General features: G+C 52.5%; 8 protein-coding genes and 1 riboswitch. All 8 genes read right to left on the bottom strand.

The annotated features are described in order from the left end of the window. The gene (locus SELSP_RS03465; protein ID WP_169304914.1) at positions 1-1,713 is read right to left on the bottom strand and encodes a methyl-accepting chemotaxis protein; all 1,713 of its coding nucleotides are present in this window, start codon (positions 1,711-1,713) and stop codon (positions 1-3) included. A 516-nt stretch (positions 1,714-2,229) separates the two neighbouring features. Then, the gene (thiC, locus tag SELSP_RS03460; protein WP_013740666.1) at positions 2,230-3,537 is read right to left on the bottom strand and encodes a phosphomethylpyrimidine synthase ThiC; all 1,308 of its coding nucleotides are present in this window, start codon (positions 3,535-3,537) and stop codon (positions 2,230-2,232) included. Between the two features lie 106 nt (positions 3,538-3,643). Further along, positions 3,644-3,747: riboswitch (TPP riboswitch) on the bottom strand. Between the two features lie 171 nt (positions 3,748-3,918). Continuing rightward, entirely contained in the window at positions 3,919-6,978 is a 3,060-nt protein-coding gene (locus tag SELSP_RS03455) for a type I restriction endonuclease subunit R (RefSeq protein WP_006193135.1), read from the bottom strand. A 21-nt stretch (positions 6,979-6,999) separates the two neighbouring features. Beyond that, positions 7,000-7,272, bottom strand: a complete 273-nt coding sequence (locus tag SELSP_RS03450; protein WP_006193136.1) for a helix-turn-helix domain-containing protein — start codon at positions 7,270-7,272, stop codon at positions 7,000-7,002. A gap of 1 nt (position 7,273) precedes the next feature. Beyond that, positions 7,274-7,360: a hypothetical protein gene (locus SELSP_RS12415; RefSeq protein WP_233275193.1), complete on the bottom strand. Its 87-nt coding sequence runs from the start codon at positions 7,358-7,360 to the stop codon at positions 7,274-7,276. Between the two features lie 17 nt (positions 7,361-7,377). Then, entirely contained in the window at positions 7,378-8,709 is a 1,332-nt protein-coding gene (locus SELSP_RS03445) for a restriction endonuclease subunit S (protein ID WP_013740665.1), read from the bottom strand. Next, positions 8,706-10,283, bottom strand: coding sequence for a type I restriction-modification system subunit M (locus SELSP_RS03440; RefSeq protein ID WP_006193139.1), 1,578 nt, complete (start codon positions 10,281-10,283; stop codon positions 8,706-8,708). Before SELSP_RS03440 ends, SELSP_RS03445 begins: the two co-directional genes overlap by 4 nt. 110 nt (positions 10,284-10,393) lie before the next feature. Continuing rightward, positions 10,394-12,160, bottom strand: coding sequence for a GmrSD restriction endonuclease domain-containing protein (locus tag SELSP_RS03435; protein ID WP_013740664.1), 1,767 nt, complete (start codon positions 12,158-12,160; stop codon positions 10,394-10,396). Between the last annotated feature and the right edge of the window lie 445 nt (positions 12,161-12,605).

Genomic DNA, 12,605 nt, shown 5'->3' with positions numbered 1-12,605 from the left:
TCAGGTCTTGAACTTGGCGGCCGCCGCATTGAGGTCGTGTGCCATATCGGAGAGGCCGCGCGTACTTGCAGCGATCTCTTCCATGCCCGCCGCCTGTTCTTCCGTCGCGGCGGAGACATTCTCGGCCTCGGCTGCGACCTTGGAAGCGGAGTCGTGAATCCTGCCCGTGGCATCGTCGATCTTTTCCGCCCTCTGGCTCAGATTCTCCATGTTCTTCTCGATGGCGGCGGAATTTTCCTGCACGCGCTGAATCATCGCGCGAATCTCTGAGAAGCTCTTGCCCGTTGCCGTGACGTTTTCGCGTCCCTTCTCGGCTTCCTCGCGACCCGTTTCCATCGCCTGCACCGCCTGCTCCGTCTCCTGTTGGATGGCGCGAATGAGGTCTTCAATGCGCTGCGAGGCGTTCTGCGACTCCTCGGCGAGCTTGCGCACCTCTTCGGCGACAACGGCAAAGCCGCGCCCGTGCTCGCCCGCACGCGCCGCTTCGATAGCCGCATTCAGGGCGAGGAGGTTCGTCTGTCCGGAAATGTTCGAGATGACCTCGACGATGTCTCCGATCTCCTTCGAGCGTTCACCGAGCTTCGCGACGACATTCGACGAGGAGATGACCGTGTCGGCAATCGCGTTCATCTGATCGACCGTCGACAATACGAGCTTGTTGCCTTCCTCTGCACGCTGCGACGTATGCTCGATGTCGGCGGCGACCTGCTCGATCGTCTGCGCTGCATCCGCAAGCCCTCGCGTGAACGCATGAACTTGGTGCTTCGCCTCCGCGACGGAATCGAGCTGCGCCTGTGCCGCGCCCGCAACTTCCGTGATGGACTCGGCGACATTCTGCGTCGCCTGCGCCGACTGCTCCGATGTACTCGTCAAAGCGCCGGACGAGTTGGAAACCGAATCCGCCGTCTCCTGAATCTTCTTCGTCATCGAGCGCACATTGTGCAGCATCTTGTTGCATGCCTCTGCCATCTGCCCGAACTCATCCGCCGAGTCCGCAGCGAACTTCAAGCTCAGGTCGCCCGCTGCAATCTTCTGCAGCGAATCGAGCATACTCGAAACGGAGCCTCGAATCGTATGCAGCAGGAAGTAGCCACAGACAATCGCGACGACGAGAACAAGGATTGTGACGACGACCGTCGTCATGATGACACGCCCGTAGACGACATCGGCCTTCTTATCGATCGCATCGGCGCCATTCATGGCGCGATCCTCATCGGCGAGGACGAGATCCGACAGCTTCTGATAACTTTTGCTCCATTTTTGGTCGATGAAGGCGAGCGCTTCCTCTCGCTTCCCTTCCGCGAAAAGGCGGTCGCCCTCCTCGCCAACCTTTAGATATTCCTGCCAAGCATTGTATTCATTGTTGAAAAGATCTTGATCCGCTTTGCGCTCCTCTTCCGTGTAATACGTCGTATCGTCAAGCATCTTTTTGTAATCGGCGAAGACGTCTTCAACCTTCTTTATGCTTGCCGCATGCTGCTGTTCAAGCTGCGCACGGGTCTGAGGATCCGTCGCCGAGCCTTTCAACAGGGCGAATACGCGCGTATCGTTCACGGCGTCGGACAGCCGCGACGATATGTTCAACGCCCGCGTCCAGTCCATGAGATCTGACGTCGACTTATTCAGCGTACTGCCGGAATACGTCGCATAGCCGCCAAACCCCAAGAACATCACGATCAAGATTGCGAAGCTCAAGACAATCTTCTTTGCCACCGTCAACCCATTCATCCTCTTCATCCCTTCCATGTACGCAGTTTTGCCAATCGAAGCAAACAATGCGCTGTTTGTCCCTGTCTCCTGCAAAGGTCAGCACACGATTTTCGTCAATAATAGTTGACAACGACCACGAATGGAGAAAAAAAGACTTCTCCAACCACAGCATGCTTCTTTCGCCAAAGCTGCTTCTCCTAAAAACCCAAAACATCATCTGCAACTAATAATAGCACAAGTGACCTCACCCCGCAAGATAAATCCTCGCAAAAATCTCCTGCTCACCCGTCTGCAGCCCGCATTTCCAACGGGAATATCGCTCGGCGCAAACGTCCTACGGCAAGTCAGCAACATCCTTCGATATGTATGCTGTATATCTTTCATGATAACACAGATGACCCCCCCCGCAAGACATTTTATGATTTTTTTGGGACTTGGAGTCCAACCTGCCCAGCAAAGCAAAAAGGTGCTGCCGCATGAGCCAAATCTGCACCATGCGGCAGCACCTTCTTCCTTATTCTAATCACACCTGCCTGCAGATGGCTTGTCAAAATACTTCTGGATGATTTCCACTGCACAGTAGTCGCCGCACATGGAACACGCACCTTCGCCGGCATCGTTCCTCGCCTCACGGCGCGACCGTGCACGTGCGGGATCGATGGCAAGCGCGAGCTGCGCTTCCCAATCGAGCTTCTTCCTCGCCTCTGCCATTTTCCTGTCCCATGCCGCCGCGCCCGGCACGCCCTTGACGATGTCCGCCGCATGTGCAGCGATGCGGCTTGCAATCACGCCGTCGTGCACGTCTTCCAGCGTCGGCAGGCAAAGATGCTCAGCGGGCGTCACATAGCAGAGGAAATCAGCGCCGCTCACGGCGGCGAGCGTGCCGCCGATTGCCGCCGTGATATGGTCATAGCCCGGCGCGACATCTGTCACCAAAGGACCGAGTACGTAGAACGGCGCATCGTGGCACAGCCTCTTTTCGAGCTTCATGTTCGCCGCAATCTGGTCGAACGGCATGTGACCCGGACCTTCGACCATGACCTGCACGCCGCGTTTCCACGCGCGATCAACGAGTGCGCCGAGATTCACGAGCTCCGTGATCTGCGCACGATCCGTCGCGTCAGCAAGACAGCCGGGGCGCAGGCCATCCCCCAGACTGATTGTCGAATCGTACTTCTCACAGATGTCAAGGATATCATCGAAATGCGTATAGAGCGGATTTTCCTTCTCGTTGTAGAGCATCCAGCCCGCGATAAAAGATCCGCCGCGGCTCACGATGTCCATGACGCGCCCCTCTTCGCGCAGGTTGCGCACGGCTTCGAGCGTCAGCCCGCAGTGCAGCGTCATGAAGTCTGCACCATCTTTCGCCTGCCGCTCAATCGTCTGCAGAATGTCATCCGCCGTCATCTCTACCACGGCACCGTGCCGCTTGATCGCCGTGACCGTCGCCTCATAAAGAGGCACTGTGCCGACCATGACGGGCGAATGAGCAATGATGCGCCGCCTCGACTCGTCGATGTTATTTCCCGTCGAGAGATCCATGACGGAATCCGCGCCTGCACGCACGGCCGCATCGAGCTTCTCGAGTTCCGGCCCGATGTCGGGAAACGTGCTCGATGTGCCGATATTCGCATTGACCTTCGTGCGCAGTCCCGCACCGACGCCCGCAGGCTTCAGACCAACATGATTGACGTTGGCACAGATTGCTACCGTCCCCTTCGCTACACGCTCGCGGATATTTTCTGCCGTCAGCTGCTCCGCCTCCGCCACCTGCCGCATAGCGTCGGTAATCTTCCCCTCTCTTGCATACTGCATCTGCGTTGCCATGATATTCCTCCTTGCAAATAGCATGAAACCATTTCACATCAACGAATCCACAGCAGCGCAACAGCAGAAAGGAGCTGCCCGCAAAGCCGGGCAGCTCCCTCAAGATTCTCAGAAACGCCCACTTCCCTACGCAGGTATTACCCCGACAGGTTCCAAGGGTCGGCTTCGTCACGCGCAAGCCTCTCAGCAAATGCTCCCCTAGTGGATCCATATTCTTTTGACGCGTCTCATTCTACCAGATGTCACACGTTTTTTCAAGAGCCTCCTTGCCACACTAGTCAATGGGGAAACTATCCGTCTTGATAATCAGTTTCTTCTCGGCCTTTATGATGCCTATTTTCACTTTTGGGGGGCTTCATGGTAAAAAAACAGGCGATTCCCTCACTCCTCCACCAGCCCCATAAAAGTCGCAAAGAACGTCTTGAGCTTTTCGATGACGCCCGCCTTCTTCTCGGCGCGAGCGCCGCCGAAGCGGCGAACGGGCGGCAGGATCGTATCAATCGCCGTGCCCGTCGTCTTGAACCTGCCGTCGCGCAGCGCACTTCGGACGAACTTCTCCGTCTCCTCGGGCTTCAGCTTCTCCTCCTGCACGATTTTCTCAAGCGCCTTTTCCTTCTCCGCATCGACATAGGTGCGCCAGTCCTCCATCACCTTCGTACTCGTGTTGACCGTCTTGATGAAGCCGTCGATCAGCTCCTTCTTGCTCCGAAGCTCGGGACTTGCGCCGACGGCACGGTCAATCGCTCCGATGATGCTCTGATCCATGCCGTTCGATGCATGATACTTCTCCACAAGCAACAGAATGTAGTCGATATTGATGTCCACCTGCCGGATCAATTCCAGCTCGAACACGACATCGTCGTTGATGTTCTCCTTCTCCGCATTTCCCGCGCCCGTCATCTCGCGATGAATGTCCAAGTACATGCTCTGGTAATCCTGCAAATCGCGCGGTGGCAGGAGCGGATCATTCTCCTCGAAATCATCAAACGCCGTGAGAATGTTCCTGAGGCGCAGAATGTTGCCGAAGATGCGCACGAAATCCTTCTGCGCCTGCTCGCCCAAGATCGGCTCACCGACAGCGAATTTCTCGCGCAGCTCCAGGATAAGCTCCGCATAGCCCTTGTGGTGACGGCCGCTCGCATCGTCATAGCCCTCGTAGTAGTCGCGGAAACCTCGCAGCAGCACGACGCTCTCGGCATTCTCATCACCGAAAAGCGAGATCGCATCGTCCGTCGCTTTCGCCAGATTGCGAAAAGCGACGATATTGCCAAACGTCTTGACCGAATTCAAAATGCGGTTCGTGCGTGAAAACGCCTGAATCAGCCCATGGTACTTGAGGTTTTTGTCCACCCAAAGCGTGTTGAGCGTCGTCGCGTCAAAGCCCGTGAGGAACATATTGACGACGATGAGCAAATCGATCTCGCGCTTCTTCATGCGCTGAGAAAGATCCTTGTAATAATTCTGGAAGGAATCCCCGTCCGTCGAAAAATTCGTAGAAAAACGCGCATTATAGTCCGCAATCGCGTCCGAAAGGAAGTCGCGGCTCGTGCGGTCAAGCCCCGCCGTATCAAAATCTTCATCGGGCAAAGCGTCCTCGGGATCGTCCTCGTTCGCCGCATAGCTGAAAATCGTCGCAATCGCAAGGTCACGCCCCGCCGCTGCCAGCTGACGCTTGAACTCCTCGTAATACTTCATGCAGACAGGAATCGACGCGACCGCGAACATCGAATTGAATCCCAGCACGCGCTGTCCCTTGAGCGAATACGCCTTGCCGCGCATCGTCTTCTGGTCGAAATGCGCGAGGATATATTCCGTTACGGCACGAATGCGCTCGGGCGCGGCAAGCGCCTTCTCACGGTCGATGGCACGCACTTCCTTGTCCTCGATCTCCGCCTTGCTCTTCATCGTGTTGATGTAATCAATGCGAAACGGCAGCACATTGCCGTCGTTGATGGCGTTCACAATCGTATAGGTGTGGAGCTTGTCGCCGAAAAGCTGCGGCGTCGTCCGCGCCGAAGGCTTGCCCGCGCCCGACGCATTCGGCGCGAAAATCGGCGTTCCCGTAAAGCCGAAGATATGATACTTCTTGAACGCCTTCGCAATCGCCGTGTGCATATCGCCGAACTGCGAGCGATGGCACTCATCGAAAATCAGCACGACATGCTTGCCGTAGATCGCGTGCGCCTTGTTCTGCTTGATGAACATGGCGAGCTTCTGAATCGTCGTGACGACGATCCGCGCCGCATCATTCGCGAGCTGACCCGCGAGCACGCGCGTCGACGTATTGCCGTTCGCCGCGCCCTTTTCAAAGCGGTCGTACTCCTTCATCGTCTGATAGTCAAGATCCTTGCGGTCGACCACGAAGAGCACCTTGTCAATATCCGGCAGCCCTGCGGCAAGTTGCGCCGTCTTGAACGAAGTCAGCGTCTTGCCCGCCCCCGTCGTGTGCCAGATATAGCCGCCGCCCTCGATCTTGCCCCAAGTCTTGTAATTCGACGCGATCTTGATGCGCGACAAAATGCGCTCCGTCGCCGCAATCTGGTACGGACGCATGAGCATCAGCACCTCTTCCGTCGTAAAGATCGAATAGCGCGTCAAGACGGCGAGCAGGGTATGCTTCGCGAGGAACGTGCGTCCAAAATCCATGAGATCCGTGATGAGGCGGTTGCTCGCATCCGCCCAAAACGATGTGAACTCAAAACTGTTGCTCGTCTTCTTGCTCGCCCTGCGCCCCGCCGCATCCATCTCGCGAATATGGCTCGCACGCGTCGTATTGGAATAATACTTCGTATTCGTCCCGTTCGAAATAATGAAAACCTGCACATACTCATACAGCCCCGCACCTGCCCAGAAGCTGTCGCGCTGATAGCGATTGATCTGATTAAACGCCTGCCGAATCTCCACGCCGCGCCGCTTCAGCTCCAAATGCACGAGCGGCAAGCCGTTGACGAGAATCGTCACATCGTAACGATTCGCATGAGCCGCCGCATTCTCTGCTTGAGCGTCCGCACCGCCCTCCACCGCATATTGATTGATGACCTGCAAACGATTGTTGTAAATGTTCTCCTTGTCGATCAGCTTGATGTTCTTCGTCGTTCCGTTATCGCGCCGAAGATTCTGAATGTAATCCGTCTGAATGCGCCGCGTCTTCTCTGCAATGCCGTCGCCCGCAGGCGCGATCGACACCTTGAAGAACCGCTCCCACTCCGCATCGCTGAACGCATAATCATTGAGCGCCGAAAGCTGCTCTCGAAGATTCGCGACCAGCTCCGCCTCGTCATGAATCCGAAGATACGTATAGCCTTCCTCTTCCAACAGCCCGATCAATGCCCGCTCAAGCGCCGCCTCCGACTGATACGCCGCATACGGCGCCCGCTCCTCGCGAACATACTGCGCGAGCACGGTGCTCTCTTCCGCGCTTGCAATCAGGTTATAGTACAATGTACCGACCTCCTCGCCCCATCAGACAAAACTGACTTGGACTTCCTTTCCCAATGCCTTTGCAATCTTATCAAGCGTCACCAAGGAAGGTACCGCCTGTCCTTTTTCAATACGGCTGATGTTCGATTGGCGAACCCCCGATTTCTCCGCCAATTCTTTCTGTGTCAGATCCTGCTCCATGCGTGCCGTAATCAGGAGTTCTGTAAGTGCGAATTCCAAACGTGTCCGTTCGTGTTCTTCGCGAAAAGCGGGGTCTTTCATCTGCTCTGCAATATAGCGATCCAAATCATCCATGTCAGTTCTCCTCTCTCTCGCAATAAATCACACGATATTTTTTCGCACGTTCGATTTCTCGTACTGGGGTCTTCTGTGTTTTCTTAATGAATCCATGCGTTAGAACTATCCGTTGCTTCTTGGAAAGGTCAGCAGTCGGTCGCGGTAGTGTTCGTATTGCTTCTTGCGAGCGGCGATCTCGGCGGGGAGGCCGCTTGTGAGATCGTTGCATAAGGTATCGAAGCGGTCGAGGATGGAGACGATTTTTTGCTGAACGTCGAGCGGCGGGACGGGGATAGGATATTTCTCAATAATATTCTTATTGATGTTCGATTGAGAACCCTGTCCCTTTGCCTTCAACGTTTTATACTGACTACAAAGCCAATGATATACATACCTATGCTCAGCCATTTCCTCATTAATTTTTAAATTGCAACATGCCTGATTCGTTGTCAGTGGGATACGATTAATCGCAACTTTAGCAGCAGTTGCCCCATACATAGCAACAATCACACAATTTGCAGGAATCCATCGCGCAGAGGAAGCTTTCAACGCCTCCTCTGATATTTTTATCCCCGTATCATAAATATCTGCCCAATCGATTTCTTGTGTCCTAAGCCACGGAATAGTTCCAACATAAAATGCAGCATTCGATGCAGTTGGAGTCCCTCCAGAACATATCTGAGAAGAAACTTCTCCTAATGTTTTCCATTCAACATCAAACGTTTTCCGCAATAGCCCAAATTTACTTATTCTTTGAGCTTGTCTGTCTGTCTGTCTGTCTGTCTGAACGATTGTATCATCCACACGGACAAAATTCAAAAGGCTGTCGCGGTAAAAATTATACTGTTTTTTCCGCAATGTAAGTTCCGTCATTAGTTGTTCTGTCAACTCTGCTGTAAGTTCTGTAAAATCGTCTAGCAATTTTACAATTTCGTTTTGTATAGCAAGTGGCGGTATCGGAATTTGCATATTTAGTACTTTTGCCATATCAGGATGCTTGATACCTGAACCCCGATAAAAGGTATCGATCACCTTTCCTTGACTCATCATCCAATAATATAAATATCGATTTGACAATTTTGTTATATCATTAGATGTAGCGATTCTATTATCTGCTGTTACAAACTTCCCTTTATAATATTTAATGCAATCTGTCACATCTCTAGACTTTCCCCATGGAATTGAAACAACTTCACCTTCTTTTAGATACTCTCCCGCAAGTTCTTCGGTCGTCCAACCGGTCCTCTCTCCTGTAGATAAAAGAAATACATCCCCTTTATCAACCTCCATTAGGAACAAGTCATTCGCTAACAGATACCGATAATTTTCAACAATCGGCTGTTTATCTCGTTCAACTGCATTGAATTTTTTATCCCATATAGTGACAGACCATAACGGTACATATTCCACCCCATTCGGGCAAAACTCTTCCATCAACTCCCTCAGCCTGCTCATAGCGCGATGCCCTCCTCGTCCTCGATCTCGGCGATGATCTTGTCGATCTCACGCCGCAGCACTTCTTCCCTTGCGACGATCTCGCGAATCTCTGCATTGAGCGCCGCGATGTCGATGACTTCGCGCGTGTCCTCTGACTCGACGTAAGTGCTGACGGAGAGATTGTAGTCCTCAGCGGCGATTTCCTTGCTTTGGACGCAACGCACCGTGTGGGCGACATCTGCGCGGTCGGTGTACATCTGCAAGATATGCTCGATGTTTTCCTGCGTGAGCTTGTTGTTGTTCGTGACCTTGATGCATTCCTTCGAAGCGTCGATGAAGAGCGTAGTCGTGTCCGCTTTCGACTTCTTCAGCACCATGATGCAGGTCGCGATGCTCGTGCCGAAGAAGAGATTGTCCGGCAGCTGGATCACGGCATCGACGAAATTGCTGTCGATCAGATACTGGCGAATCTTCTTCTCCGCGCCGCCGCGATACATGATGCCGGGGAAGCAGACAATCGCCGCCGTGCCGTTCGCCGCCAGCCACGCGAGCGCGTGCAGAATGAAGGCGAAATCGGCTTTCGACGGCGGCGCGAGCACGCCCGCAGGCGCGAAGCGCGGATCGTTGATGAGCAGAGGATTTTCCTTGCCTGCCCATCGAATCGAATACGGAGGATTGGAAACAATCGCCTCAAACGGCTCGAATGCATCATGCTGCGGGTCAGTCAGCGTGTCGCCACGCGCAATGTCGAAGTCGTCGAAATTGATGTCATGCAGGAACATATTGATGCGGCAAAGATTGTACGTCGTGATGTTGATCTCCTGCCCGTAGAAGCCGTTTCGCACATTCTCCTTGCCGAGAATTTTGGCAAATTTCAGTAATAGAGAACCACTGCCGCAGGCGGGGTCGTACACTTTGTTCACCCGCGCCTTGCCGATGACCGTGAGACGCGTCAGAAGCTCGGAGACTTCTTGCGGCGTATAGTATTCGCCGCCGCTCTTGCCGGCATTCGAGGCGTACATGCCCATGAGATATTCATAGGCGTCGCCAAAAGCGTCGATCGTATTGTCTCGATAGTGCCCAAGCTGCATTTCGCCGATGCCGTCGAGGAGTTTCACGAGCTTTGCATTGCGCTCCTTCACCGTAGCGCCGAGCTTGTTGCTGTTGACGTCGAGATCTTCAAAAAGCCCCGCAAGATCGTTTTCACTCGCCGTTCCGGTCGCCGAGGCTTCGATGTTGTGAAATACCTTTTCCAGCGTTTCATTGAGATTTTCATTCGTCGGCGCACTTTTTCGCACATTGGCAAAAAGCTCGCTCGGCAGGATGAAGTACCCCTGCTCCTCCACAAGATTCTCGCGCTCCGTCTCCGCCTCTTCATCGGACAGTGCGGCATAGTCAAACGCCGCATCCCCAGCCTCCTGCGCCTCACGGTTGAGATAGTTCGTCAGCTTCTCCGAGATATAGCGATAAAAGAGCGTGCCCAAAACATACTGTTTGAAATCCCAGCCATCCACCGAACCGCGCAGATCGTTCGCAATCTGCCAGATCGCCCGATGCAGCTCCGCCCGCTCCATTTCCTTCTTGTTGTCCATCGTATCGCCTCCGTAGTCAGTATGCTCTTCTAATTCGTGTTGAATCCGCCTTTGTCCTTCTAGTGAAAACGTTCCCCGCAAAACAACCAGACATCCACGGAGCAGATAGCTTACAAAATTTCGCCAAATTTTTCTCTCACTTCATCGCTATCCCTGCCGGAAATCGGCTTGCCGGTGACATTTGCAATGGCATCGAGAATTTTTCTCGCGCGATGAACGATAAATCTCTCGAAATCATCGGACATGCAATCGGCCATATCAATCCAATGACTGGCGAGATAATCGCACAAATCGGCTCGTTCCACCTTTTTCTTCTCAATACGCGCCAGGTATTCACTCGGAGCAACACCGCCAATCTCCCGATTGGTGCTGTACGATAGGGGCGTCTTGTTAATGATGGAATCCCACTTGATATAATCATATTTCTTGATCTTGCAGTAGTTCTTCGGAAAGATATGGTGAATGTCGATGCCGGCAGCTTTATAGAGAACAAGATCTATCTCCTGCCCGCTGATGAAGTCACGACTGTGATTCTTCATGATAAGCGCCATGATTCCCTTATAGGCAGCACTCCGTCTTGACTGAAGCATCAACAGGCGCATGGGATTGAAATAGGAATCGACGATGGTCTTGGGCAGCTCACCACCGTTCAACCAATTCATCACGCCAACTACATCATTTACATAACGCGTCTCATTGGCACTTCCATAAAGCTCACCGAATACACCGCACCAATACCATCGCTTGATTTTGTTCTTCACATTGGAATTTTTGATTCGACGATCGGGCAGGAGCAAGGCGCACAAAACGGCCAATGGAATGAGCTGTGTCGTATAAGGAAGGTCGCGGCTGACGAAGATGCGCTCCTCGAAGAGCAACATTTCCGCTTCCTCGAATCCTTGCATCAAAACATCGGCGTATTTTTGATAATCGGCAAGCTTCAGGTTCAGCACGTCCTTCTTCTTGCAGCTCACCACACCCTTCTTCTCATAGGCAGAAAGAAGCGTGCAGGCAGTCAGGAAATCCGTAGCCGTGACAATATTCAGAATATCTCCGTTGAGATGATTGTTTTTGCGCTTTTCCCAATCTTTCCTGAGTTCAAAATCATCCATAGCGAATACAGCTGTGACGAGTTCGAAAACCGTAAGCGATACGCCGCCTTGGTTCACATTCTCAAAAACTTGGCACACCGCTTCCTTCGGCGTGTCCTTGTCCAGGCCGATGACAGGAATTTTGTAATGAGTGACGGTCATTATAATTTTTCCACGAAAAGTTCTATACTCGTCGCTTGCCTCGTGTGAATTACTGTGATAAGCAAGATATGCCCGTTCCCACTCAAAGGACTTCTCGTCATCCAAGATGATATTCAGAGGAAACAGCTTATTCGCATATTCCCTTTCGGCAGTCGAAACATCGAGGTCAATTTTCCTGCCAAAGTCGGATGTGATTCGCTTCGACTCTGGGACGGATAAAATAGCCTCCACTCGATCGATAGCAGGATCAATCGCTTTGGCAATATCGATGTAGTAAAATCGCTTGATCTCATTGCCTTTGTCGGTTCTGGTTTTGATGGCATTCGGACTGCACATAGACGCATAGATGGAAGTGAGCCGCTGCTGACCATCCAGAATAAGCTGCTCGGGCTGTGCTTTGCAGGACGGTGCGCCCTCAATCATGCGATATTTGAAGCGTACATTCGCATTGCCATATTCGAGGAACATGGCGGCACCTACTGGAAAATTCTGCGTAATGCTGGCAATAAGCCCACGAATGCGACTGTCATCCCATACCCAGCCGCGCTGGAAATCAGGCAATTGAATGTTTCCTTTGTCGATGTCCTTCATCAAATCCAAAATCGGAGTATCGTTTGTTCTCATGCAGTCCATCTCCTATCTTTTATTGCCATCGCAGCGCATACTGCCACAGCTGTTATCTATCTCTATATTGCTGATCATATCGCCCGTCTTCTTGGAGTCGGTTTATTCTACGGATTCATTATATCGTACATTGCCCTGCATTAAAAGCACAGACGGACTGTCCTCTATATAGCTAAACGGCAAAGATCTCAAAGTATCTCCTCATAGCACTGGCGTTTATATGTCCATCCAGATGTTGCTTTCGTACTGCCTCTTGAATCTTTTTTCGTACCTGTACATTTTCTCCAATCGTTTTTAATAAATTTTCTGCACACCATGCAAGCCAATCAATATTAAAATTCGCATAATCAAAGTTCTCCCAATCAGATATCCAAGCATAAAAAGGGGTGCCGCTCTTTTGAATGAACTCGCGTGCCTCCCACCAATAATCGCTTGCAATATCGAA

The organism is Selenomonas sputigena ATCC 35185, from assembly GCF_000208405.1.
GTDB lineage: Bacteria > Bacillota > Negativicutes > Selenomonadales > Selenomonadaceae > Selenomonas > Selenomonas sputigena.
Note: the sequence above shows the minus strand (reverse complement) of the source record. Positions and strands in the feature narration are given on the sequence as shown.

Coding starts and splice junctions, on each gene's coding strand:
- thiC (WP_013740666.1), bottom strand. CDS start 3,537: ATGGCAACGCAGATGCAGTATGCAAGAGAGGGGAAGATTACCGACGCT.
- SELSP_RS03450 (WP_006193136.1), bottom strand. CDS start 7,272: ATGGATGATTTGGATCGCTATATTGCAGAGCAGATGAAAGACCCCGCT.
- SELSP_RS03445 (WP_013740665.1), bottom strand. CDS start 8,709: ATGAGCAGGCTGAGGGAGTTGATGGAAGAGTTTTGCCCGAATGGGGTG.
- SELSP_RS03440 (WP_006193139.1), bottom strand. CDS start 10,283: ATGGACAACAAGAAGGAAATGGAGCGGGCGGAGCTGCATCGGGCGATC.
- SELSP_RS03435 (WP_013740664.1), bottom strand. CDS start 12,160: ATGAGAACAAACGATACTCCGATTTTGGATTTGATGAAGGACATCGAC.